A 23822-nucleotide genomic window follows, 5' to 3' on the forward strand; every position below is an offset into this window, starting at 1 on the left:
CGTCGGCGCCGCAGTTGCCTGCGGCGCCGACCGGTGATTAGGACTTCTGGTCCTCGAAGAGTCGGCTCGACTCGTCGTGCCAGCTTTCGGCGATTGCGGCGAGCTTCTCCTGGTGCTTGCGTCCGTGGTGGGCGCAGAAGAGCAACTCGCTGTTATTCACGACTACACGGATGTAGGCCTGAGCGCCACAAGCGTCGCAGCGGTCGGCCGCGGTGAGCTGGTGGGGGGCGCCCTGTTGGTCGACGGCACCATTTTCGGTGGCGATCTGGGACATATTCTCCTCCTCCAGACTGATACCAGGTGATACCAATTGAATCCTTACTCACCATGTAAACACGGCCGGGCGTGGATTGGGCCACAGTTGGGTGACATTTCGCTCACCGCGTAGCCTTCCGCGCGGTGGACCCGGCTCGGGGGAGCCCCGCTCGAGTGTCGAACGAGGCTGCACGCATCCGGGTCGCTATTCTTAACAGTTGTGAGTTCTGACTATTCCGCCCGCCACCTCTCGGTCCTCGAAGGCCTGGACGCGGTGCGCAAACGCCCCGGCATGTACATCGGATCGACCGACTCCCGTGGGCTCATGCACTGCCTCTGGGAAATCATCGACAACTCGGTCGACGAGGCGCTCAGCGGGCACGGGTCATCGATCGGCATCGTGCTGCATCCCGATGAAAGCGTCGAGGTCAGCGACACGGCGCGCGGAATCCCGGTCGACATCGAACCGAAGACCGGACTCTCCGGTGTTGAGGTCGTCTTCACCAAGCTGCACGCCGGCGGCAAGTTCGGCAGCGGTTCCTACGCGGCGTCCGGCGGCCTGCACGGTGTCGGCGCATCGGTCGTGAACGCCCTGTCCGAGCGCCTCGACGTCGAGGTTGACCGCGACGGCAAGACCTGGGCGATGTCCTTTCACCGCGGCGAGCCCGGTGTCTTCGCCGACACCGGTGAGAAGAGCCCGGATGCGCCGTTCACGCCGTTCGAGAACAAGAGCGAACTGCGCGTGGTCGGCAAGGTTCGCAAGGGTGTCACCGGCACCCGCATTCGCTATTGGGCCGACCGGCAGATCTTCACCAAGGGCGCCACCTTCCAGACCGAGGACCTGATGGGCCGGGCCCGCCAGACGGCGTTCCTGATCCCGGGCCTGACCATCAACATCGACGACCGGCGGAGCGCCGTGCCCATCGCGGCGTCGTTCACCTTCGCCGGCGGTATCTCCGAGTTCGTGGACCACCTCGCCGTCGACACGCCGATCACCGACACCTGGCGGCTGACCGGCGCCGGGAGCTTCACCGAAACCGTGCCGGTCCTCACCGACACGGGCGCGATGATCCCCACTGAGCTCGTCCGGGAGTGCCAGGTCGACATTGCCCTGCGTTGGGGCACGGGTTACGACACCGTCATCAAGAGCTTCGTCAACATCATCGCCACGCCCAAGGGCGGCACCCACCAGGCGGGTTTCGACGCGGGCATGCTCAAGTTCCTGCGGGCGCAGGTCGAGCAGAACGCCCGGCGGCTCAAGGTCGGCTCCGACAAGCTCGAGAAGGACGACATCCTCGCCGGGCTCACCGCGGTGCTCACCGTACGGCTGCCAGAGCCGCAGTTCGAGGGCCAGACCAAGGAGGTGCTCGGCACCCCCGCGGTGCGCGCCATCGTGGCCGCGGTGATCAACAAGACCATGACCGAACGGTTCACCTCGACCAAGCGCGACGACAAGACCCAATCGGCAGTGGTGCTCGACAAGATCGTGGCCGAGATGAAATCCCGCATCTCCGCCCGCGCCCACAAGGAGACCCAGCGGCGCAAGAACGCCCTGGAAAGCTCCTCGTTGCCGGCGAAGCTGGTGGACTGCCGCAGTAACGATGTGGCCCTGAGTGAGCTGTTCATCGTCGAGGGTGACTCGGCACTCGGCACCGCGAAGTTGGCCAGAGACAGCGAACATCAGGCGCTGCTGCCTATCAGGGGCAAGATCCTCAATGTGCAGAAGGCGTCGGTCTCCGACATGCTCTCCAACCTGGAGTGCGCCTCGATCATCCAGGTCATCGGCGCCGGGTCCGGCCGCAGCTTCGACCTGTCCGCCGCCCGCTACGGCAAGGTCATCATCATGGCGGATGCCGACGTCGACGGTGCGCACATCCGTACGTTGCTGCTCACCCTGTTCTTCAGGTACATGCGCCCGATGATCGAAGCCGGCCGGATCTTCGCGGCGGTGCCCCCGTTGCACAGGGTCGTGGTGATGAACCCGGGTAGCAAACCCAACGAGACCATCTACACCTATTCCGAAGCAGAGCTGCAGGGTGTCCTCGCCGCGCTCAAGAAGAGCGGCAAACGCTTTCAGGATCCCATCCAGCGGTACAAGGGGCTGGGCGAAATGGATGCCGACCAGTTGGCCACCACCACGATGGAACGGGCCCACCGCACTCTGCGCCGGGTCAGGGTCGCCGACGCCGAAATGGCCGGAAAGGTGTTCGAACTGCTGATGGGCAACGACGTCGCCCCGCGCAAGGAGTTCATCATCGAAAGCTCCGACAAGCTCAGCCGCGACCGCATCGACGTCTGACCGGGCCCGACTGTTCCCGAAGCGGACTTCTGCGTCCGGTGTGCCGGACGCAGAAGTCCGAATGGGTAACAGTTGCGGGTGTGAGCCTGGTCGCGTCGCGGGCGGCGGTCAGCGTGGCGCGGCGGCGGCGAAGACGGTGCTGGGCAGATCCCGGTCGCCGTCCGCGAGGCCCCGAACGATTCGGGCGCACACGGCCACGGGGTCAAGGCCGACGGGCAAGGGCGGCGCCGTGCCGCTGATCGGGTGGCTGGACAGCGCCGTCTCGGTGTGCCCGGGCCGCGCGTCGATGACCCGGATACCCGCCCGCCGCAGTTCCCGGCCGGCCGCAATGCCGAAGGCGGCCAGGGCGGCCTTGGACGCCGAGTATGCCGCGAGATTGGCGGTCGGGCTCTCACTGACCACCCCGCTGAGGGTGAGGAAGAACGGTGCGCGGCCGGCGGCGGCCGAGGCCGAGAGCGGCCCGTGGGCGGCCTGCAGCAGCAGCATGGGCGCGGTGGTGTTCACGGCGAAGAGCCGGGCGATGGTGTCTCCGGTCAACTCAGCAGCGGGGCCGAAGGCGACGACACCCGCGGCGACCACGATCCCGTCGAGGTGGCCGGTCACCGAGACCGCCACGTCGACGAGGCGCCGGACGGCGGCGGGATCGGTGAGGTCTGCGGGGATGACAGTGCCGGGCAGTCCGAGTTCGGCGATGGCGGCGGGGTCACGGGCGCTGAGCACAAGGGTTGCTCCGGCGTCGGACAGTTGCCGGGCGATCTCCCGGCCGAGTCCGCCCGTGGCGCCGACGACGAGGATTGTGGAACCGTGGAGTTCGGGCATGTTTCACCCTACTGCGGGCGCCCCGACCGTGGCTGAAACGCGGTCAGGAAACGAACGGCGGTCGGACAGCCCGTCAGCCGATACCCGAACCGATCGAGCCGACGACGGCATCCAACATGGTTCCGGAAGCATCGCGTCGCGCCCCGGTGTCCGGCAGGGTCCGGGGAGAGCCCTCGACGCCCAGCGCGCGGGCGGGTGCCGCGCCCACCCAGGCCACAGCCAGGGCGTCTTCGCCCTTGAGGAAGCGGTGCGAGCGCACCCCACCGGTGGCTCGGCCCTTGGCGGGGAATTCGGTGAAGGCCGACACCTTGGCGCTACCTGGATCCGTTCCCGGCAAGGTCTGGCTTCCGGAGGCGATCGTCGCCACCACGGCGTCCTCGGCGGCGTCGCCCGCCAGGCTCGTGAAGAACACCACCCGGGCGTCCGGGCCCAGCTTGATGCCCGCCATCCCGCCGGCCGTCCGGCCCTGCGGGCGCACCGTCGATGCGGGGAACCGCAACAGCTGGGCATCGGAGGCGACGAAGACCAGCTCGTCGTCCTCCGCACCCTGGACGGCGCCGACGACCTCGTCTCCGGGCTTGAGCGCGATGATCTCGAAGTCGGGCTTGTTCGCCCAGTCGTTCGGGGTGACCCGCTTGACGATGCCCTGCCGGGTGCCGAGCGCGATGGCACGTTCGCTGTCCAGAGAGACCAGGGCACGGACCACCTCACCGCCGCTGCCCAGCGAGAGGTAGTCGCGCACCCGCACACCGGCCGCCAACTGGATCGAGGTGGGTGGCAGAACGGGCAGGTCGACGGGGGAGAAGCGGATGAGTCGGCCGCGATTGGTCACGGCACCGATCTCCGAACGGCTGGTGGTGTCCAGCGCCGAGAGGACAGCGTCGTGCTTGCTGCGGCGGTGCGCCGGAGTGATGCGTTCGATCTGGTCGTCGCCGGGCTGCGGCAGGTCCACCCTGGCTATGCGGCCCGTGCTGCTCAGATAGACGCGGGTGGGGGAGTCTGAAACCTCGAGCACGGCCGTCTTCCGCGCTGAGGCTCCGGCGATGCTCGGACGCGCCTCGGTGAGGAGCGTGCGTCGCGGGGTGCCGAACCTGTCGGAGATGGTGGCCAGCTCGTCGGAGACCAGCGTGCGGATGGCCTGCTTGCTGGCGAGCAGGGCTTCCAACTCCTTGATCTCGGCGAGCAGCTGGTCTCGCTCTGTTTCCAGTTCGATGCGGGAGAACCTGGTGAGCCGGCGCAGCCGCAACTCGAGGATGTACTCCGCCTGCAGCTGGCTGAGGTCGAACACGTCGATGAGCCGGGTACGGGCCTGCTCGGTGTCGTCGCTGGCGCGAATCACCTGGATGACCTCGTCGATGTCGAGGATCGCGATGAGCAGTCCCTCGACCAGGTGCAGGCGTTCGCGGCGTCGGGCCAGCCTGTACGCGGAACGCCGGGTGACGACCTCGACGCGGTGGTTGACGTACACCTGCAGCAGTTCGACCAGGCCCAGCGTCTGCGGACCGCCGTCGACGAGAGCGACGGCGTTGATGTTGAAGGAGTCCTCCAGCGGGGTCACCCTGTACAACTGCTCGAGCACGGCCTCCGGGCTGAAACCGGTCTTGATCCCGATCACCAGGCGCAGACCCTTGGTGCGGTCGGTGAGGTCGGTGACGTCGGAGATGCCGCTGAGCTTTTTGGAGTTGACGCCGTCCTTGATCTTCTCGATCACCCGTTCGGGTCCGACCAGGTAGGGCAGCTCACTGACGACGAGCCCGGCCTTGCGGGCGGTGATCGCCTCAACCGACACCTTGGCCCTGGTCTTGAAGCTGCCACGCCCGGTCAGGTAGGCATCCCTGATGCCGGCCAGGCCAACGATGGTGCCGCCGGTGGGCAGGTCAGGGCCCGGCACGAACTCCATGAGCTCGTCGAGGGTCGCACGCGGGTGGGCGAGCAGGTGCCGGGCGGCACCGATGACCTCGACGAGGTTGTGCGGGGCCATATTGGTGGCCATGCCCACCGCGATGCCGCTGGCCCCGTTCACGAGCAGGTTGGGGTACGCCGCCGGCAGCACGTCGGGCTGGGTGAGCTGATTGTCGTAGTTGGGCACAAAGTCGACGACATCTTCATCGAGGTGTTCGGTCATGGCCAGTGCCGGTGCCGCCAGGCGCGCCTCGGTGTACCGGGGCGCAGCGGGCCCGTCGTCGAGCGAACCGAAGTTGCCGTGCCCGTCGATGAGCGGCACCCGCAGGGTGAAGGCCTGGGCCATCCGCACCATGGCGTCGTAAATGGCGGTGTCGCCGTGCGGGTGCAGCTTGCCCATCACCTCGCCGACGACGCGCGCCGACTTCACGTGCCCGCGGTCGGGCCGCAGGCCCATCTCGCTCATCTGGTACAGGATGCGGCGCTGCACAGGCTTGAGGCCGTCCCTGGCGTCCGGGAGAGCTCGGGAGTAGATCACCGAATAGGCGTACTCGAGGAACGACCCCTGCATCTCCGTCGACACATCGACGTCTTCGATGCGCTCGGTGGATGCGGCGGGCCCCTGGTGGGCTGACACTGTCTTGTCTGAGCGGCTCATTCGTAGATTCTGCTGTGTGGTGCATGTCGGCGGAACCGGGAGCACCAGGCTGATGCGCACGGACCTGCGCTGAGGAAACCTGCGGCCGGGTCTATGTCAGACTGGGCCAGATGCCCCCTATGTTACCGGTCCGGCCCTTCAGCGCCGTTCGCCTTGCCGACGTTTTGACAAGTTCGCTGGCCTCGCTCCGGTCCCAGCCGAACCCGCTCAGGCTCCCGCCCGCTGGCAAGGCCCTCGTGCTCCTCGCGGACGGTCTCGGGATGAGCAACCTGCGAGCTCGCGCCGGGCATGCCCGGTTCCTCACCTCGCATCTGGCCAAGACCGACGTCGTCGACGGGGTGTTCCCGGCCACGACCGCCGCGGGCATCGCCTCACTGACCACCGGGGTCGCGCCAGGCACCCACGGGCTGGTCGGCTACAAGGTGCTCGACGCGGCCAACGATAGGGTCGTCAACCAGCTCACGGGCTGGGACGAGCGGATGGAGCCGCACAGCTGGCAGAACCAGCCGACGGTCTTCGACACGGCCGCGGAGACCGGGATCCCCAGCTTCGCCGTCGGCCCCAAGAGGTTCACGGATTCCGGCTTCAGCCGGGCCGTGCTTCGCGGTGCCGGCTACGTGCCGGCCGAGACCATCGGCGCGCGGTTCGACGCGGCGCGGGCGATTCTCGACGCCGAGCCCACGGCCCTGATCTACCTGTACGTGCCCGAATTGGACATCAACGCGCACGCCCACGGCTGGGAATCCGCCAGGTGGTTGGCGCAGCTGGAAAACCTCGACGCCGAAACGGCCAGGTTCGCCGCCACCCTGCGCCCGGACGAGGGCATGATCGTCACGGCAGACCACGGGGTCGTGGATGTTCCGGCGGCCAAGCAGGTGCTTTTCGACACCGTGCCGGCCCTCGTCGCCGGGGTGCGCCACATCGGCGGTGACCCGCGCTGCCTGCAGCTCTACACCGAGGCCGGTGTCGACGCCGACGTGCTGGCCGAAACCTGGCGTGCGGTCGAGGGCGAGCGCGCCTGGATCTTCACCCGGAGCGAGGCCGTGGCCGCGGGACTGTTCGGTGCTGTGCGAGACGACGCCGCGGCACGGATCGGCGACGTCATCGTGGCCGCCCGGAAGCTGATCGCGTACTACGACTCCCGGGAACCCAACCAGTCGGCGCGCAGCATGGTCGGCCAGCACGGCTCCTTGACCGATGAGGAACTGCGTGTTCCGGTCATCAGGTTGGGCGCATACCGGCGTTGACCCGATGCACGCAAGAACCCCTCGGAGCCGGCTCCGAGGGGTTCTTCGTGTTTTCGTGGATCAGGCCGGGTACTGGCCCCGCTTCACCTGGGGCTTCGGCAGGCGCATGACCCGCAACTGCAGGGCTCGCATGGCCGCATACCAACGGACCTTCTCGGCCCGGTCGGCGCCGAACTTGGCCTCGATTTTCTTGGTGAGGATGAAACCGAGCACTACGCAGTCCGCGATCGCGACCAGGAAGAAGGCCCAGAGAGCGAGGATGCCATACGTCTGGACGGACGGATCCGGGAAGAAGGTGAGCAGGATGACCAGGAACATCACCGGGATCATGAACTCGCCCACGTTGAATCTGGCGTCGATGTAGTCACGGGCGAAACGCTTCTGCGGTCCACGCTCGCGCACCGGGAGGTACTTGTCGTCACCGGCGGCCATGCCGAGACGCGCCCTCTCACGGGCCTCGGCCGACTTCGCCCGCGCCTGCTTGGCGGCCAGTTTGCGGTCGTCCGGAACCAGTGGGCGTTTGTTCGCGGCCTCCTGTACACGGCGGCTCGGCGTGGGCTGGCCCTTGCGCGTCGACTGACCGGCCAGACGGGACTTCGTATCGTCGGCGGATTCGATCGACGGTTCTGCGCCGGGATTTACAGGTTGCTTAGCCACATCAGTTCCTTGCAGTTAGGTTGCCTTAAGATTACTCGCATGACGGATACCGCGGACACAGCAGCAGCAACCACCCAGCAAGTCGCAGCACACCCCCGTGAATCGGCGCTGCGGAACGCCGTCGAACGGGAGCTCCCGCGGACGGTCGCCGACCTGTGCGCCCTCGTGCGGATCCCCTCGGTGTCCTGGGCCGCATTCGATCGCGATCACGTGCGCGCCAGCGCCGACGCCGTCGCGGATCTGGTGCGGGAGATCGGGATCTTCGACACCGTCACGGTCACGCAGGCGGGCATCCCCGGTACCGACGAACTCGGACAGCCCGCCATCCTCGCGACCCGCCCGGCCAAGAACGGCCGCCCCACGGTTCTGCTTTACGCCCACCACGACGTGCAGCCTCCCGGGCTCGACCACGCGTGGGACTCGCCGCCCTTCGAACCGACCCTGCGCGGGGACCGCCTGTACGGCCGCGGCGCCGCGGACGACAAGGCCGGCGTCATGGCGCACGTCGCCGCATTGCGCGCGCTCCTCGCGGCCACCGACGGGGACCTCGACCTCGGCCTGGCCCTCTTCATCGAGGGCGAGGAAGAATTCGGCAGCCGCTCCTTCGCCACCTTCCTCACCGAGAACCGGGAGGCGCTCCGCGCCGACGCGATCGTCGTCGCCGACTCGAACAACTGGGACGTCGACACTCCGGCCATCACTATCGGGCTGCGCGGCAACGTCACCTTCAGGCTCACCGTGAGCACGTTGGCGCACGCCTCGCACTCCGGAATGTTCGGCGGCGCCGTCCCGGACGCCATGATGGCGACCATCAAGCTGCTGGGCACCCTGTACGCCGCAGACGGGTCCGTCGCGATCAGCGGTCTGACCAGTCACGACGCGCCGACACCGCCGTACGATGAGTCCGCGCTGCGAGCGGAGACCGGCCTGCTCGACGGAGTCTCCCCGATCGGGCACGGATCCATCCTCAGCCGCATCTGGTCCCAGCCCGCGCTGACGGTGACCGGAATCGATGCTCCCACCGTCGCCAACGCGTCCAACACCCTGACGCCCGCGGTCAGCGTGCAGATCAGCGTGCGCATCGCGCCCGGCCAGTCCGCCAAGGAAGCTGCCGGCGTGATCGAGGCCCACCTGCGTGCACACGCACCGTTCGGCGCCCACCTCGCCATCGACGACCTGGACACCGGAGAACCGTTCCTGGTCGACACCGGCGGGTGGGCCGTTGCGGAGACCCGCCTGGCCATGACGGCAGGCTGGGGCGTGGAGCCCGTCGACATCGGTGTGGGCGGGTCGATCCCGTTCATCGCGGACCTGGTCCGGGAGTTTCCCGAAGCGCAGATCCTGGTGACCGGGGTCGAAGACCCGGATTCCCGGGCGCACAGCCCCAACGAGTCGCTTCACCTGGGCGTCTTCAAGCGAGCCGTGCTCAGTGAGGCCTTCCTTCTGGGCCGCCTCAACGACCGCACCGGCCACTGACCCCACCGCAGGGCCTGAGAAGGCGTCCGCGTCATCCAGCCCGCTCACGGCCCGGGCGGATACACTAGGAACAGATTCGCCGGCGGACCCCATGCGCGTGGGATGCTCACCGACGCGAAACCGGATAATACCGAGGAGCACCATGACCGACACGATCGAAACCAGCACCATCGCCCACGGCGTCGGTCTTACCGACGTCGCCGCCGCGAAGGTGCGCAGCCTGCTCGCCCAGGAAGGCCGCGAAGACCTGCGACTGCGCGTCGCCGTGCAGCCCGGCGGCTGTTCAGGCCTGATCTACCAGTTGTACTTCGACGAGCGCACCCTCGAGGGTGACGCCGTCATGGACTATGACGGTGTCGAGGTCGTCGTCGACAAGATGAGCGTCCCGTACCTCGAGGGTGCGTCCATCGACTTCGAGGACACCATCCAGAAGCAGGGCTTCACCATCGACAACCCGAACGCCGGCGGCAGCTGCGCCTGTGGGGACTCCTTCAACTAGCGTGTGATCATAAAAAAAAAAAAAGGAGACCGTCCACTGGACGGTCTCCTTTCTGCACATCCGGTTCGGGTCCCGTCGTCGTCGGCGCTTCTGGCTCAAAACGGCTCAGGACGGGCCCTTCGACCCTGTTGTCACTCCCCAATCGGAGCGGAGAATTGCGACGGGTCCGTCGCTCGTGCACTCGGGTGCGACCGGCGCGGAGTAAGCTAAAGATGATAAACGCACTTCCTGTGTAGTGCCTTCACGTCTTTCCGAAAGGTCACCGGTGCTCAAAAACCGCCGTCTCCGATGGGCCGTCATACCGGTCGCAGCAACGCTAGCCATTGTCCTCGCCGGATGCACCCAGGCTCAGCTCAACGGGTACCTGCCCGGTTTCGAGGAGGGCGAGTCCCCGGTAACCAACAACACCGAGCGCGTGTCCGGTCTGTGGACCACCTCGTGGATCGTGCTGCTCATTGTCGGCCTGATCACCTGGGGCCTCACGATCTGGTCCGTCGTCGTCTACCGTCGGCGCAAGGGCCAGACCGGACTCCCGGTGCAGCTGCGGTACAACATGCCGATCGAGATCTTCTACACGATCGTCCCGCTCATCCTGGTGCTGGGCTTCTTCGCCTTCACCGCGCGGGACCAGAACGCCATCGAGGCTCGGTTCGACGAGCCTGACCTGCAGATCGAAGCGATCGGCAAGCAGTGGGCCTGGGACTTCAACTACGTCACCGACGATGTCTTCACTCAGGGTATTCAGGGCCAGCCTGACCTCGAGGGTGAGAAGGGCGCGCTGGTCGAGTCCGAGATCCCCACGCTCGTCCTGCCCGTCGGCAAGAAGATCGAGATCGCGCTGGAAGCGCGCGACGTCATTCACTCCTTCTGGGTCATCGACTTCCTCTACAAGAAGGACATGATCCCGGGCAAGACCAACTACATGTCGGTCATCCCCGAACGCGTAGGCACCTACGCCGGCAAATGCGCCGAGCTCTGCGGCGAGTACCACTCGTTGATGCTCTTCAACGTGGAGGTCGTCTCCGAGGCCGACTACGAAGCCTATGTCGACTCCCTGCGCGCCGCCGGCAACGACGGCCAGGTCGACAGCGAATACGACCGCAACTTGAACCAACCAGGCACCGACGCCCCGACGGCTGAGGAAGGCAACTAGACCATGAGCACCACAACAGCTCCCGCCGGCGCTCCGGCAGCGTCCTCGGCCGCCCGGCCGACCGGCGTTGACCGCAAGGGCAACATCGTCGTTCGGTGGATCACCTCCACCGACCACAAGGTCATCGGGTACATGTACCTGATCACCTCGTTCATCTACTTCTGCCTCGGCGGGGTGATGGCGCTCGTGATGCGCGCCCAGCTCTTCGAACCCGGACTGCAGATCGTGCAGACCAAGGAGCAGTACAACCAGCTCTTCACGATGCACGGCACCATCATGCTGCTGATGTTCGCGACACCACTGTTCTTCGGCTTCGCGAACGCGCTGATGCCGCTCCAGATCGGTGCACCCGACGTCGCGTTCCCGCGACTCAACGCGTTCTCCTTCTGGCTGTTCTTCTTCGGCAGCCTGATAGCGGTCGGCGGCTTCCTCACCCCGCAGGGAGCGGCGTCGTTCGGCTGGTTCGCCTACCAACCGCTGGCGAGCACGACCTTCTCGCCAGGGGTCGGCGGTAATCTGTGGATGGTCGGCCTGGGGCTCTCGGGCTTCGGCACGATCCTCGGTGGCGTGAACTTCATCACCACCATCATCACCATGCGTGCCCCCGGCATGACGATGTTCCGGATGCCGATCTTCACCTGGAACACTCTCGTCACCTCGCTGCTGATCCTGATGGCGTTCCCGGTGCTCGCCGCCGCCATGCTCGCCGCCGCCAGCGACCGGATCTTCCTCTCGCACATCTACGACCCGGCCAATGGCGGTGCCATCCTCTGGCAGCACCTGTTCTGGTTCTTCGGTCACCCCGAGGTGTACATCATCGCCCTGCCGTTCTTCGGCATCGTGTCCGAGGTGTTCCCGGTCTTCAGCCGCAAGCCGATCTTCGGGTACAAGACCCTGATCTACGCGACCATCTCCATCGCGGCGCTGTCCGTGACGGTGTGGGCGCACCACATGTACGTGACCGGCTCGGTCCTGTTGCCGTTCTTCTCCCTGATGACGATGCTCATCGCGGTTCCGACCGGCGTGAAGATCTTCAACTGGATCGGAACGATGTGGCGGGGTTCGCTGACCTTCGAGACCCCCATGCTCTGGGCCATCGGCTTCCTGATCACCTTCACCTTCGGTGGGCTGACCGGCGTCATCCTGGCCTCACCGCCGCTGGACTTCCACGTGTCAGACACCTACTTCGTGGTCGCCCACTTCCACTACGTGGTCTTCGGCACGGTCGTCTTCGCCATGTTCAGCGGGTTCTACTTCTGGTGGCCCAAGTGGACCGGCAAGATGCTCAACGAACGCCTGGGCAAGTGGCACTTCTGGCTCCTGTTCATCGGCTTCCACACAACCTTCCTCGTGCAGCACTGGCTCGGTGTGGTGGGCATGCCCCGCCGTTACGCGTCCTACCTGCCCGACGACGGGTTCACCTGGATGAACCAGCTCTCGACCGTCGGCTCGATGATCCTCGCGATCTCGATGATCCCGTTCTTCCTGAACGTGTACGTCACCGCCCGAACGGCTCCGAGGGTCACGGTGAACGACCCGTGGGGCTACGGCGCCTCCCTGGAGTGGGCTACATCCTGCCCGCCGCCGCGCCACAACTTCACGTCGATCCCGCGTATCCGCTCCGAGCGTCCCGCATTCGACCTGAATCACCCGGAGGTCGGTATGCCCGTCGGCATCGGTCCGGCAAAAGACGCCCCGGATGCTCCCACCTATGACGCAGGATCGGAAAAGGTTAAGTAGATGAAAGCCAATGTCAACCTCTACTGGATCCTGACCGGATTCCTCGCGCTGGTAGCAGTCGCGTACGTCGTGTGGGGCCTCGTCGACCCGAGCCAGGGTCGCATCGAGTGGGTCGGAGCCTTCGCGATCTCCCTCTGCGCACTGCTCGTGGCGTTCATCGCGTTCTACCTGTCTCGCGTCTACAAGGCGCAGGGCGGCGAACTTCCCGAGGACATGCTCGACGCCAACATTGATGACGGCGACCCCGAGCTGGGCTTCTTCAGCCCGTGGAGCTGGTGGCCGATCATGCTCGCGGCCAGCGCGGCACTGTTGTTCCTGGGACTGGCCGTCGGCTTCTGGATCTCCTTCATCGCCGTCGGCATCGGCGTGATCAGCCTCGTCGGCTGGGTCTACGAGTACTACCGCGGACTCTTCGCCCGCTAGGCCCCACCACCGCACGACAAAGCGCCAGTGACCTTCGGGTCACTGGCGCTTTGTCGTGCACCGATGCTCAGTGCAGGGAGCGGCGGAAGCCGAGGAGTCGGAACGCCACGGTCACCTCGGTCGACCCTGGCGGCCCGGTAGGGTCTGCGGGGTCTGTGGAGGATGTGTGGTGCGAGGACGGGCCCATGCCGATGAGGGCGGCAACGTCGTCGGGGGAGAGTACCAGGACCCTGGAGAGGTCCGCCGTGGACTCCAGGTGAAAGCCCGGCGCCAGGCTGGCGACCAGGTCGTCGGTCTTGTTCCCGTGCACCTCCAGGGCCAGGCCGGCGGCGCGCAGTTCCTGGAGATGGCTGGCGTGCGGCACCACGACGGCGAGAAGTGCTCCGGGAGCCAGGATGCGATGGAACTCGGCCGGATTCCGGGGAGCGAACACGTTGATGGCGACGTCAGCGGCCCCGTCCCGGATCGGCAGCGGCGACCAGACATCCGCGACGAGCCCGTCCGTGGTCGAGTGAGGTTCGGTGAGACCGGCCCGGACCGTTCGTGCGACCGCGGCCGCTGACAGGTCCATGGCCAGTGCCGCGACGCCAGGGGTACGGGACAGCGGGGAACCGGGGGAGTGGCCGCCGGAGGCGGCGTGCAGGGCCCCCCGCAGGTAATAGCCGGTGCCGCAGCCGATGTCGATGATTCGGTGCGGGGATTCGGCGGCCACGAGAGCGCTGAGGGCCTCGCGGAGTTCGGTATACCACCCGCGTTCCAAGAAGATGTCGCGGGCGTCCAGCATGGCGGCGGAATCGCCGATGAGTTTGCGTGAACCGACCATGAGGGACGCGAAGCCCCGCCGGTTCGTGTCGAAACGGTGACCGGTGCTGCAGGCGAGAACTCGGTCGCCGGCCGGGACCAGGTCGCCCAAACAGTTCGGGCACCGCAGCCACTCAGACAGAGTCTGGAGTGGGTGGGGTGCCCGAACCGATTCGGCTGAGGAACTAGTGGTGATCGCCGTGGCTTTCTTCGAGTTCCTTGGTCCCGACCGGGGCAATCCGATCTTCGAAGAACCAGCGGGACAGGCCGGCACGAACCCGCTGAACCGGGGACACCTTGCCCTGGGCGTTCGGAGTCAACTCGAGCGGCTTGTAGTTGGTGTAGCTGACCAACTTCCAACGCTCGTACTCGTCGACGGGCTGGTGCACCTCGATGTACTCGCCGCCGGGCAGACGGACGATGCGACCGGACTCGTAGCCGTGCAGGACAATCTCCCGGTCCTTCTTCTGCAGCGCCAGGCACACTCGCTTGGTGATGAAGTAGGCGACGAACGGGCCGAGGATCACGACGGCCTGAAGGGTGTGGATGACACCCTCCATGGTCACCGAGAAGTGCGTGGCGATGATGTCCGAGGACGCCGCCGCCCACAGGCCGGCGTAGAACGTGACACCCGCGGCGCCGATGGCCGTGCGGGTCGGCGCGTTGCGCGGACGGTCCAGGATGTGGTGCTCGCGCTTGTCACCGGTGATCCACGCTTCGAGGAACGGGTACAGCAGGACAACGCCGATGAACATGCCGAGGCCCACGAGGGGGATCAGGATGTTGAACGACCAGGTGCCGCCCAGACCAACCCATTCCAGTCCCGGCGGAATCAACCGGAGGGCGCCGTCGGCAAAGCCGATGTACCAGTCCGGCTGGGTCCCGGCGGACACCGGTGAGGGGTCGTACGGTCCGTAGTTCCAGATCGGGTTGATCGTGAAGAACGAGGCCATCAGCATCACGACGCCGAAGACGATGAAGAAGAATCCACCGGCCTTGGCGGCGTAGACCGGGAGCACCGGGTAGCCGACGACGTTCGTGTCCGTGCGGCCCGCTCCGGGGTACTGGGTGTGCTTGTGCACCACGACGAAGAGCAGGTGCAGCGCGATCAAGGCGACGATGATCGCCGGAAGCAGCAGGATGTGAAGCGAATACAGACGACCGACGATGTCGGTGCCCGGGAACTCGCCGCCGAAGAGCAGGAACGAGATCCAGGTTCCGACGACGGGGATGCCCTTGACCATGCCGTCGATGATCCGCAGGCCGTTTCCGGAGAGCAGGTCGTCGGGCAGCGAGTAGCCGGTGAAGCCCTCAGCCATGGCCAGGATGAACAGGACGAAGCCGATCACCCAGTTCAGCTCGCGAGGCTTGCGGAAGGCTCCGGTGAAGTAGATGCGCAGCATGTGCAGTCCGATGGATGCCACGAACAGCAGCGCAGCCCAGTGGTGTACCTGACGCATCAGCAGTCCGCCGCGCACGTCGAAGGAGATGTCCAGCGAGGATGCCATGGCCACCGACATCTCCACGCCCTTGAGAGGCACGTAGGAGCCTTCGTAGTGCACTTCGGCCATCGAGGCCTGGAAGAAGAAGGTCAGGAACGATCCGGACAGCAGGATGATGACGAAGCTGTAGAGCGCCACCTCACCGAGCAGGAAAGACCAGTGGTCGGGGAAGATCTTGCGACCCAGTTCCTTGACCGCGGTGGAGATGCTGGTGCGCTCGTCGATGTAGTTCGCCGCGGCGCCGGTGAAGCCACCGGACTTCTTCGACTCGGCGGGTTTCATATCGGTTGTGGTACTCACTGTCGCTCCCAAAAGCTCGGTCCGACCGGTTCAAGGAAATCGCTCTGCGCGATGAGGTACCCCTCGGAGTCCACGGCGATGGGCAGCTGCGGAAGGGCGCGTTTGGCGGGTCCGAAGATGACTTTCGCCTGGTCGGCCACATTGAACTGTGACTGGTGGCAGGGGCAGAGGAGGTGGTGCGTCTGCTGTTCGTACAGGCCGACGGGGCAGCCTACGTGTGTGCAGATCTTGGAGTACGCGACGATCCCGTCGTAGGACCAGCTAGCCCGCTCGGGCGTTTCGATGAGGTCCTCGGGCTTCATGCGCACGAGGATCACCACAGCCTTGGCCTTCTCTTCGAGCCGGCCGTGCTCAAGATCCATCAGGCCCTCCGGGATCACCGCGAAGGACGAACCCAGGGTGACGTCCGAGGCCTTGATCGGCGCACCGGACGGGTCCAGGGCCAGCCTGGTGCCCTTCTCCCACATGGTCTGCTTCAGGAGGGCGACGGGATCCTGGTCCATCGGGGCGAGCCCGCGGAACAGGACGACGGCGGGGAGCGGGAAGACCACGAGGGCCCCGATGAGGCTGTTGCGGATCACGGCGCGTCGGCCGATGCCGGACTCCGTGTTGGCTTCCTGGAAGATTTCGACCGCGCGGGCGCGGGTCTCGTCGCTGCCCCGGACCGGGTGACGCTCGTCCACGCCCTCCTCGTCGTGCATCAGCGCCTTGCCCCAGTGCACCGCACCGATGCCCAGCGCCAGCAGCGCCAACGCGAGCCCGATCCCGATGAACAGGTTGTTCAGCCGCACGGAGCCCGGGTCTTCGGGGACGATCGGGAAGATGATGTACGCCGCGATGGCGAAAATGCTGCCGACGATCGACAGGTAGAACAGGGTGTACACCGTGCGCTCGGCGCGCTTCTCGGCGCGCGGGTCGAGGTCGGTGATCCGGGGGCGGTGCGGAGGGAAGCCGGGATTGGCCACGGCGTCGCGGGCGACGACGGCGGTGCCGACGGCGGCCGTGACGTGCTCGACACTCGAGGAGTCGGCAGCGGTCAGATCCTTTCCGCTGGTCTCATCGCTGGCCATTGTTCTCCTTCGTGGGCGCTGTCTGTGCTGGGTGTGTCATTGCCGGGTGCCGATCAATTCGATTTCGCCGTGATCCACACGGTCAGGGCCACGATGGCACCCAGACCGAAGATCCAGAGGAAGAGGCCTTCGGACACCGGTCCGAGGGATCCGAGGGCGAATCCACCCGGCGACGGGTTGTTCTCGATGTACTTGAGGTAAGTGATGATGTCGCGCTTGTCTTCCGGCGAGACGTTCATGTCGTTGAACACCGGCATGTTCTGCGGGCCGGTGATCATGGCCTCGTAGATGTGCTGCGGGGTGACGCCGTCCAGCGCGGGAGCGTACTTGCCCTCGGTGAGCGCGCCGCCTGCTCCGGCGACGTTGTGGCACATGGCGCAGTTGATCCGGAACAGCTCGGCGCCGGCGGCGGCGTCGCCCTCGGCATCCAGGTATTCGGCTTCGGGGATGGCAGGGCCGGGCGCGAGGGATGCGACATAGGCGACGAGAGCCGCGGTCTGCTCCTCGGTGAACTGCACAGGCTTGACGATGGCCTGCGGGCCGTTGGCCTGCATGGGCATGCGCCCGGTGCCGACCTGGAAGTCGACGGACGCGGCGCCCACGCCGATCAGGCTGGGACCGGTGCCGGTTCCGTCGGCGCTGAGGCCGTGGCAGGTCGCGCAGTTCGCGGCGAAAAGCTTCTCGCCCTCGCTGACGGTCTGCTGCGATGCCGTTTCGGTCTGTGCGGTTGCCGTGCTGGTGCTGATCATCGCGTACGCGCCGCCGGTGAAGAGCAGGCCGATCGCGATCAGGGCGACGCTGGCCAGCGGGCTGCGCCGACCGCTGCGACGTGTGCGGCCGTTGGTAGGTTTCTGAGTCCTGGGCATACTGAGTGTGTCCGCTCCTGCTTGTTATTTAAGAACGTAGATGACCAGGAAGAGCCCGATCCACACGACGTCGACGAAATGCCAGTAGTACGAGACCACGATGGCGCTGGTGGCTTCCTTGTGACCGAAGTTCTTGACCGCGAAACCGCGACCGATCACGAGGAGGAAGGCAATGAGTCCGGCGGTCACGTGGATGCCGTGGAATCCGGTGGTGAGGTAGAACGCTGAGCCGTAGGCGTTGGAGGCGAGGGTGACGCCCTCCGACACGAGGGTCGCGTACTCGAGGACCTGGCCGGAGACGAAGACGGCGCCGAGGGCATAGGTGAGGAAGAACCACTCGACCATGCCCCACTGGCTGGGCTTCCACCCGGTGGACCTGGCCTGCAGGCGCTCGGCAGCGAAGACGCCGAACTGGCAGGTGATCGAGGAGGAGACCAGGATCAGGGTGTTCACCAGGGCGAAGACGAAGTTGTGCTTTTCCGTCTCGAACTGCCACAGCTCCGGGGAGGTGGACCGCAACGTGAAGTAGATGGCGAAGAGGCCAGCGAAGAACATGACCTCACTGCCCAGCCAGACAATGGTGCCAACCGCCACGCTGTTGGGCCTGTTAACTACGGGAATGGTCGCCCGGGGAGTAATTGAGGTCGTCGTCACTATTCCATTATGACCGATTCCTCCACAGGTTTTTCTCAAGGTGAAGTGCCATAAGACCCTAATGTGAAAATTGGTATCCCCAACGGAGGCCTGACGACGCCGAAATACCGGTCGGGGGAGCGCCGGCGCTTAAGATTGGGCCATGCTCGAATCCCAGTCATGGCCCGCCGTTCTTGATGCCCTCCTGCGTAGAGAGGACCTGAGCGTCGCCGATGCGGCGTGGAGTATGGAACGCATCATGCTCGGCGAGGCCACCCCGGCTCAGTTGGCCGGATTCCTGGTGGCTCTGCGCGCCAAGGGTGAGACCGTCGATGAAATCGTCGGTTTCCGCGACGCGATCCTGGACCACGCCGTTCCGCTGAACGTCAACTCGATGGGGCTGGACATCGTCGGCACCGGGGGAGACCGGTTCGGGACCGTGAACGTCTCGACCATGGCGTCGATAGTGTGTGCGGCAACCGGTGTGCCGGTGATCAAACACGGCAATCGGGCGGCCAGTTCGGCATCCGGTTCGTCGGACGTGCTTGCCGCGCTGGGCATCGACCTGACCCTCTCGGCCGACGCAGTGGCCTCGATCCTGGCTGCCACGGGCATCACCTTCGCCTATGCTGCCGCGTTCCACCCCGGTTTTCGGCATGCCGCTGCCGTTCGGTCCGAGCTGGGTATCCCCACTGTGTTCAACTTCCTCGGCCCCCTCGTCAACCCGGCCCGGCCGGAAGCTTCCGCCGTCGGTGTGGCCAACCTCGACAGGGTCCCTCTGTTCGTCGGGGTGTTCCAGACCCGCGGAGCATCGGCGTTGGTGTTCCGTGGCGACGATGGCCTCGACGAACTCACCACGACGGGGCACAGCCACGTGTGGGAGGTCTCCAGGGGTCTGGTCACCGAGCACGACATCGACCCACGCGATCTCGGCATCCCGCGGGCGACCATGAGCCAGCTGATCGGCGGTTCGCCGGAACACAACGCGGCAGTGGTGCACTCGGTCCTCGCCGGAGAGCAGGGACCGGTGCGGGACATCGTGCTGCTGAACGCGGCAGCGGGCCTGGTCGCCTACGACCTCGCCGACGATCCCGCTCAGTCACAGGTCAGCATCCTGGACCGGTTCCGGGCGAAACTCGCCGTGGCCGCGCAGGCCATCGACTCCGGCGCCGGAACCGCGAAACTCGCCGACTGGGTGCAGGCCAGCCGCGCCTGACCTGCACCACACGGCGGTTTGACGGTTAGAGCACGTCCTCGTCGACCCAGTCGAAGGTCTTGGTGACGGCCTTCTTCCAGTTCCGCAACTGCCGGGCGCTCTCGTCTGCGCTCAACTTCGGTGTCCAGCGGCTGTCTTCCTGCCAGTTCGACCGCAGCTCGTCCAGGGTGCTCCAGAAGCCCACCGCCAGGCCTGCCGCGTACGCGGCGCCGAGCGCGGTGGTCTCCGCCACAACCGGGCGGATCACCGGCACACCGATGATGTCGGCCTGGAACTGCATCAGCAGGTTGTTCTTGATCATTCCGCCGTCGACCTTGAGCTCGGTCAGCGGCACCCCGGAGTCCGCGTTGACCGCGTCGAGGACCTCGCGGGTCTGGAAGGCAGTGGCCTCCAGCGCCGCCCGGGCGATGTGGCCCTTGTTCACGAACCGGGTCAGGCCCACCAGAGCGCCGCGCGCATCCGAACGCCAGTACGGCGCGAACAGGCCGCTGAACGCCGGCACGAAGTAGGCGCCGCCGTTGTCATCGACCGTGGCGGCCAGCGTCTCGATCTCCTCAGACGACGTGATCATGCCCAGGTTGTCGCGCAGCCACTGCACCAGGGCGCCGGTGACGGCTATCGACCCCTCCAGCGCGTAGTGCGGTTCGGCGTCGCCGAGCTTGTAGCCCAGGGTGGTGAGCAGGCCGTTCTTGGAGTGGATGATGTCGGTGCCGGTGTTGAAGATCAGGAAGTTACCGGTGCCGTAGGTGTTCTTCGCCTCACCCTGGTCGAAGGCGGCCTGGCCGAACGTGGCGGCCTGCTGGTCACCGAGGATGCCCGCGATGGGCACCTCGCGCAGCAGGCTGTGCTCGTTGACGGTGCCGTAGACCTCGCTGGAGGACTTGATTTCCGGCATCATCGACTTCGGTACGTTGAAGATGCTCAGGATCTCGTCATCCCACTGCAGCGTCTCCAAGTCCATGAACAGGGTGCGACTGGCGTTGGTGACGTCGGTGGCGTGCACGCCGCCCTCCAGGCCGCCGGTGAGGTTCCAGAGCACCCAGGAGTCGGTGGTGCCGAACATCAGGTCGCCGGCGTCCGCCTTCGCCCGCGCTCCCTCGACGTTTTCGAGGATCCAGACGATCTTGGTGCCGGAGAAGTAGGTCGCCAGTGGCAGGCCCACCTTCTGCTTGAACCGTTCCACGCCGCCGTCGGCGGCGAGACGGTCGACGATGGGCTGAGTGCGGGTGTCCTGCCAGACGATGGCGTTGTAGACGGGCTTGCCGGTGGTGCGGTCCCAGACCACGGCGGTTTCCCGCTGGTTGGTGATGCCGACAGCGGAGATGTCGTGCCGGGTGAGGTTGGCCTTGGAGAGCGCCTGGCCGATCACCTCACGGGTGTTGTCCCAGATTTCCATCGGGTTGTGCTCGACCCAGCCGGCGCGGGGGAAGATCTGCTCGTGTTCGAGTTGTCCGGTCGAGACGATGGACCCCGAGTGGTCGAAGATGATGGCGCGTGAACTCGTGGTGCCTTGGTCGATGGCGAGTACGTACTTAGCCATGGTGTACCTCCTTGTACGTTGCATGATGGCTTGAACAGACTATAAAACCGTGTGGCGGTTTTCAGGTTGACTGATGCACAGCGAAGCAGGCCAGTCCGGGGAGGGACCGGCCTGCCACGGTCATACCATGGGCAGCCAGACCAGCGATGCCCAGCCCGCGAGGACTCCGCCGATGACGGGACCGACCACGGGGACCCAGGAATAGGCCCAGTCCGAGGACCCCTTGCCCTTGATCGGCAGGATGAAGTGCGCGATCCGGGGGCCCAGGTCACGGGCGGGGTTGATGGCGTATCCGGTCGGGCCACCGAGTGAGACGCCGATGACCAGAACGAGGAGGGCGACGGGTAAGGCGGCTACGGCCCCCACGTCACCGGACTGGCCCCAACCACCGAAGGCGAACACGACGAAGACCAGGACGAAGGTGCCGATGATCTCGGTGACGAGGTTCCAGCCGTAGGAACGGATGGCCGGCCCGGTCGAGAAGGTACCGAGCTTGTTCGCCGGTTCCGGTTCCTCGTCGTAGTGCTGCTTGTACACCAGCCAGACCACCACGGCGCCGAGGAAGGCGCCGAGGAACTCGCCGGCCAGATACACGAGCGTCGAAAGGAAGTTCACCGGGACGTCCGCAGCACCGCCGAAGGTGTCGGAGCCCGATGCGACGATGCCGAGGGTGACGGCCGGGTTGAGGTGGCCACCGGAGTTGTACGCGACGACCACACCGACGAAGACCGCGAAGGCCCAGCCGATGGTCACCATCAGGAAGCCGCCGCCGAAGCCCTTGTTCTTCGTCAGGGCCACGTTCGCCACGACACCACAACCGAGGAGGGTGAGCATCCCTGTGCCCAGCACCTCCGACAAAAACACTAGACCGATATTGTCCACGATGACCTTTCTCGTAGTAGCGAGATGCCGGCAGTACCGGAGCAATCCCTTCGCGGTGAGCGATTTCGCAGTCACCATAGCGCGGGCGGGGCGTGAGCGAAATAGTCCCGATGGGCTGCATCATCTGCCTCTTACCGAGACCGTTGGCAGCGCGTAGGTTGGGCACGGAGCACAGTTGCGTGCCCGGCGCTCTAGCGTGCGCCGATCGATCCCGACGAAATGAAGGAATGGTCATGAAAAAGCTTGTCAACGACCCGAAGAACGTTGTCGACGAAGCCGTCGCAGGTTTCGGTGCCGCGCACGCGGATATCGTGCGAGTCTCGATGGATCCGGTGTTCATCGTGCGGGCCGACGCGCCGGTGGCCGGCAAGGTCGGTATCGTCAGCGGCGGCGGCAGCGGGCACGAGCCTCTGCACGGCGGATTCGTCGGGTCGGGCATGCTGGACGCCGCCGTGCCCGGCGCCGTGTTCACCTCGCCGACACCCGACCCGATCCTGGCCGCGACGAAGGCCGTCGACGGGGGAGCCGGGGTGCTGCATATCGTGAAGAACTACACGGGCGACGTGCTGAACTTCGAGACCGCGGCGGATCTGGCCGAGGCCGATGAGATCGAGGTGCGCACGGTGATCGTCAACGATGATGTCGCCGTGAAGGACTCGCTGTACACCGCGGGGCGAAGGGGAGTGGCGGGCACCGTGCTCGTGGAGAAGATCGCCGGTGCGGCCGCCGAACGCGGTGATGACCTGACGAACGTGGCGACCGTCGCCGAAAAGGTGATCGGCCAGGTGCGCTCTATGGGCGTGGCCCTGACCCCCTGCGTCGTGCCGCACGCCGGCGAGCCGAGTTTCACCCTGGCCGACGACGAGATCGAGATCGGCATCGGCATCCACGGCGAGCCCGGGCGCGAGCGGATCAAGCTCGAACCGGCCGACGCCATCGTCGACCGGATCCTCGGTCCGATCCTGGACGACATCCCCTACGCATCCGGAGACAAGGTTCTGCTCTTCGTCAACGGAATGGGCGGGACGCCCCAGGTTGAGCTGTACATTGTATTTCGACGGGCCGCCGAAGTTCTCGCCGAACGAGGCATCGAGGTGACTCGCACGCTCGTCGGCAATTTCACAACATCACTGGAGATGCAGGGCATGTCGATCACGATTCTCAAGCTCGACGATGAGTTGACCGCCCTGTGGGATGCTCCGGTGCACACAGCCGCACTGCGGTGGGGAAAGTAGGGAAGACCGAATGAGCGTAGACGTCGCATGGGCCCAGGCCTGGATCAGGAGCAGCGCGAAGGTTCTCTCCGAGCACCGCGCCGAGCTGAACACACTCGACCGCGAGATCGGCGACGGTGATCACGGCGAGAACATGGACAGGGGCTTCCAGGCCGTGCTGCCCAAGCTCGATGCGCTGGCCGACGCTGCCACGCCCGGCGAACTGCTCAAGACTCTCGCGGCGACGCTCATTTCCACCGTCGGCGGTGCGGCCGGTCCGCTCTACGGCACGGCGTACCTCAAGGCCGCCGGCGCCGTGAGCGGGGCCGCCGAACTGGACGGCCCGGCCGTCGTCGCCCTGCTCACGGCCGGACGGGACGGCATCGTGCTGCGCGGCAAGGCCGAATCCGGTGACAAGACGATGGTGGATGCCTGGACCCCGGCAGTGGAGGCGGCCGTCGAGGCCGAAGCCGCCGGGGCCAGCCCCAGCCTGATCCTGGCCGCCGCCGCTGACGCCGCCGAGGCCGGCGCCGTCGCGACCGAACCCTGGGTCGCCCGCAAGGGGCGGGCGAGTTACCTGGGGGAGCGGGCCATCGGCCATCGCGACCCCGGCGCCCAGTCGACGGCGCTCATCCTGCGCTGCGGCGCCGATGCGGCCGCACAGTCCTGA

21 protein-coding genes are annotated in these 23822 nt (G+C 66.1%); 10 read left to right on the top strand and 11 right to left on the bottom strand.

Annotation, left to right across the window (positions count from 1 at the left end; genetic code table 11):
- Window positions 1–37: 37 nt before the first annotated feature.
- Window positions 38–274, bottom strand: a complete 237-nt coding sequence (locus tag B7495_RS08355) for a hypothetical protein (protein ID WP_066595309.1) — start codon at window positions 272–274, stop codon at window positions 38–40.
- A gap of 201 nt (window positions 275–475) precedes the next feature.
- Here B7495_RS08355 and B7495_RS08360 point away from each other — a divergent pair, with 201 nt between their 5' ends.
- Window positions 476–2554 (top strand): type IIA DNA topoisomerase subunit B, encoded by a 2079-nt coding sequence (locus tag B7495_RS08360; RefSeq protein ID WP_205748726.1) that lies wholly within the window; start codon window positions 476–478, stop codon window positions 2552–2554.
- A 108-nt stretch (window positions 2555–2662) separates the two neighbouring features.
- On the opposite strand, the gene B7495_RS08365 is transcribed toward B7495_RS08360, so the two are convergent.
- A complete protein-coding gene (locus B7495_RS08365) occupies window positions 2663–3373 on the bottom strand; it encodes an SDR family oxidoreductase (RefSeq protein ID WP_088456172.1) in 711 nt (236 codons plus the stop codon).
- 73 nt (window positions 3374–3446) lie between these two features.
- On the bottom strand, window positions 3447–5933 hold the full coding sequence (locus B7495_RS08370; protein WP_088456173.1) for a DNA topoisomerase (ATP-hydrolyzing) subunit A: 2487 nt from the start codon (window positions 5931–5933) through the stop codon (window positions 3447–3449).
- Between the two features lie 119 nt (window positions 5934–6052).
- On the opposite strand from B7495_RS08370, the gene B7495_RS08375 reads away from it, so the two are divergent.
- Complete coding sequence (locus B7495_RS08375) at window positions 6053–7180, top strand: alkaline phosphatase family protein (RefSeq protein ID WP_255416808.1); 1128 nt, start codon at window positions 6053–6055, stop codon at window positions 7178–7180.
- A gap of 60 nt (window positions 7181–7240) precedes the next feature.
- Here B7495_RS08375 and B7495_RS08380 read toward each other — a convergent pair whose 3' ends face one another.
- Window positions 7241–7837 (bottom strand): DUF3043 domain-containing protein, encoded by a 597-nt coding sequence (locus B7495_RS08380; protein WP_088456175.1) that lies wholly within the window; start codon window positions 7835–7837, stop codon window positions 7241–7243.
- A gap of 39 nt (window positions 7838–7876) precedes the next feature.
- Here B7495_RS08380 and B7495_RS08385 point away from each other — a divergent pair, with 39 nt between their 5' ends.
- The 5 genes from B7495_RS08385 (at window position 7877) to B7495_RS08405 (ending at window position 13128) form a co-directional block, all read left to right on the top strand.
- The gene (locus B7495_RS08385) at window positions 7877–9313 is read left to right on the top strand and encodes a dipeptidase (protein ID WP_088456176.1); all 1437 of its coding nucleotides are present in this window, start codon (window positions 7877–7879) and stop codon (window positions 9311–9313) included.
- A 142-nt stretch (window positions 9314–9455) separates the two neighbouring features.
- Window positions 9456–9812, top strand: a complete 357-nt coding sequence (gene erpA / locus B7495_RS08390) for an iron-sulfur cluster insertion protein ErpA (RefSeq protein ID WP_088456177.1) — start codon at window positions 9456–9458, stop codon at window positions 9810–9812.
- Window positions 9813–10077: 265 nt separating this feature from the next.
- Complete coding sequence (gene coxB, locus B7495_RS08395) at window positions 10078–10965, top strand: cytochrome c oxidase subunit II (RefSeq protein ID WP_088456178.1); 888 nt, start codon at window positions 10078–10080, stop codon at window positions 10963–10965.
- Window positions 10966–10968: 3 nt separating this feature from the next.
- Window positions 10969–12705: a cytochrome c oxidase subunit I gene (gene ctaD / locus B7495_RS08400; protein ID WP_088456179.1), complete on the top strand. Its 1737-nt coding sequence runs from the start codon at window positions 10969–10971 to the stop codon at window positions 12703–12705.
- The gene (locus B7495_RS08405; RefSeq protein ID WP_088456180.1) at window positions 12706–13128 is read left to right on the top strand and encodes a cytochrome c oxidase subunit 4; all 423 of its coding nucleotides are present in this window, start codon (window positions 12706–12708) and stop codon (window positions 13126–13128) included. It abuts the gene before it with no gap.
- 67 nt (window positions 13129–13195) lie between these two features.
- Here B7495_RS08405 and B7495_RS08410 read toward each other — a convergent pair whose 3' ends face one another.
- The 5 genes from B7495_RS08410 to B7495_RS08430 form a co-directional block, all read right to left on the bottom strand.
- Complete coding sequence (locus tag B7495_RS08410; protein ID WP_134480002.1) at window positions 13196–13951, bottom strand: hypothetical protein; 756 nt, start codon at window positions 13949–13951, stop codon at window positions 13196–13198.
- 163 nt (window positions 13952–14114) lie between these two features.
- Window positions 14115–15713: a ubiquinol-cytochrome c reductase cytochrome b subunit gene (locus tag B7495_RS08415; protein WP_205748737.1), complete on the bottom strand. Its 1599-nt coding sequence runs from the start codon at window positions 15711–15713 to the stop codon at window positions 14115–14117.
- Window positions 15714–15727: 14 nt separating this feature from the next.
- Window positions 15728–16801: a ubiquinol-cytochrome c reductase iron-sulfur subunit gene (locus tag B7495_RS08420; RefSeq protein WP_088456183.1), complete on the bottom strand. Its 1074-nt coding sequence runs from the start codon at window positions 16799–16801 to the stop codon at window positions 15728–15730.
- 53 nt (window positions 16802–16854) lie between these two features.
- On the bottom strand, window positions 16855–17667 hold the full coding sequence (locus B7495_RS08425) for a cytochrome c (RefSeq protein WP_088456184.1): 813 nt from the start codon (window positions 17665–17667) through the stop codon (window positions 16855–16857).
- Window positions 17668–17691: 24 nt separating this feature from the next.
- A complete protein-coding gene (locus B7495_RS08430; protein ID WP_088456185.1) occupies window positions 17692–18261 on the bottom strand; it encodes a heme-copper oxidase subunit III in 570 nt (189 codons plus the stop codon).
- 202 nt (window positions 18262–18463) lie between these two features.
- Here B7495_RS08430 and trpD point away from each other — a divergent pair, with 202 nt between their 5' ends.
- On the top strand, window positions 18464–19516 hold the full coding sequence (trpD, locus tag B7495_RS08435; RefSeq protein ID WP_088456186.1) for an anthranilate phosphoribosyltransferase: 1053 nt from the start codon (window positions 18464–18466) through the stop codon (window positions 19514–19516).
- A gap of 25 nt (window positions 19517–19541) precedes the next feature.
- Here trpD and glpK read toward each other — a convergent pair whose 3' ends face one another.
- On the bottom strand, window positions 19542–21056 hold the full coding sequence (gene glpK / locus B7495_RS08440) for a glycerol kinase GlpK (protein ID WP_088456187.1): 1515 nt from the start codon (window positions 21054–21056) through the stop codon (window positions 19542–19544).
- Between the two features lie 120 nt (window positions 21057–21176).
- A complete protein-coding gene (locus tag B7495_RS08445) occupies window positions 21177–21890 on the bottom strand; it encodes an MIP/aquaporin family protein (RefSeq protein WP_240632492.1) in 714 nt (237 codons plus the stop codon).
- Between the two features lie 281 nt (window positions 21891–22171).
- Here B7495_RS08445 and dhaK point away from each other — a divergent pair, with 281 nt between their 5' ends.
- Together dhaK and dhaL are read left to right on the top strand one after the other, a co-directional pair.
- Window positions 22172–23173, top strand: a complete 1002-nt coding sequence (dhaK, locus tag B7495_RS08450) for a dihydroxyacetone kinase subunit DhaK (protein ID WP_088456189.1) — start codon at window positions 22172–22174, stop codon at window positions 23171–23173.
- A 10-nt stretch (window positions 23174–23183) separates the two neighbouring features.
- Window positions 23184–23822 (top strand): dihydroxyacetone kinase subunit DhaL, encoded by a 639-nt coding sequence (gene dhaL, locus B7495_RS08455; RefSeq protein WP_088456190.1) that lies wholly within the window; start codon window positions 23184–23186, stop codon window positions 23820–23822.

The organism is Cryobacterium sp. LW097, assembly GCF_002205495.2.
GTDB lineage: Bacteria > Actinomycetota > Actinomycetes > Actinomycetales > Microbacteriaceae > Cryobacterium > Cryobacterium zongtaii.

Bases quoted from the DNA above. Each gene is read 5' to 3' on its own strand.
- B7495_RS08445 (WP_240632492.1), bottom strand. From the start codon at position 21,890: ATGCTCACCCTCCTCGGTTGTGGTGTCGTGGCGAACGTGGCCCTGACG.
- ctaD (WP_088456179.1), top strand. From the start codon at position 10,969: ATGAGCACCACAACAGCTCCCGCCGGCGCTCCGGCAGCGTCCTCGGCC.
- B7495_RS08425 (WP_088456184.1), bottom strand. From the start codon at position 17,667: ATGCCCAGGACTCAGAAACCTACCAACGGCCGCACACGTCGCAGCGGT.
- dhaL (WP_088456190.1), top strand. From the start codon at position 23,184: ATGAGCGTAGACGTCGCATGGGCCCAGGCCTGGATCAGGAGCAGCGCG.
- B7495_RS08420 (WP_088456183.1), bottom strand. From the start codon at position 16,801: ATGGCCAGCGATGAGACCAGCGGAAAGGATCTGACCGCTGCCGACTCC.
- B7495_RS08365 (WP_088456172.1), bottom strand. From the start codon at position 3,373: ATGCCCGAACTCCACGGTTCCACAATCCTCGTCGTCGGCGCCACGGGC.
- B7495_RS08375 (WP_255416808.1), top strand. From the start codon at position 6,053: ATGTTACCGGTCCGGCCCTTCAGCGCCGTTCGCCTTGCCGACGTTTTG.
- B7495_RS08415 (WP_205748737.1), bottom strand. From the start codon at position 15,713: ATGAAACCCGCCGAGTCGAAGAAGTCCGGTGGCTTCACCGGCGCCGCG.
- B7495_RS08355 (WP_066595309.1), bottom strand. From the start codon at position 274: ATGTCCCAGATCGCCACCGAAAATGGTGCCGTCGACCAACAGGGCGCC.
- B7495_RS08410 (WP_134480002.1), bottom strand. From the start codon at position 13,951: ATGGTCGGTTCACGCAAACTCATCGGCGATTCCGCCGCCATGCTGGAC.
- B7495_RS08370 (WP_088456173.1), bottom strand. From the start codon at position 5,933: ATGAGCCGCTCAGACAAGACAGTGTCAGCCCACCAGGGGCCCGCCGCA.
- B7495_RS08385 (WP_088456176.1), top strand. From the start codon at position 7,877: ATGACGGATACCGCGGACACAGCAGCAGCAACCACCCAGCAAGTCGCA.
- erpA (WP_088456177.1), top strand. From the start codon at position 9,456: ATGACCGACACGATCGAAACCAGCACCATCGCCCACGGCGTCGGTCTT.
- glpK (WP_088456187.1), bottom strand. From the start codon at position 21,056: ATGGCTAAGTACGTACTCGCCATCGACCAAGGCACCACGAGTTCACGC.
- trpD (WP_088456186.1), top strand. From the start codon at position 18,464: ATGCTCGAATCCCAGTCATGGCCCGCCGTTCTTGATGCCCTCCTGCGT.
- dhaK (WP_088456189.1), top strand. From the start codon at position 22,172: ATGAAAAAGCTTGTCAACGACCCGAAGAACGTTGTCGACGAAGCCGTC.
- B7495_RS08405 (WP_088456180.1), top strand. From the start codon at position 12,706: ATGAAAGCCAATGTCAACCTCTACTGGATCCTGACCGGATTCCTCGCG.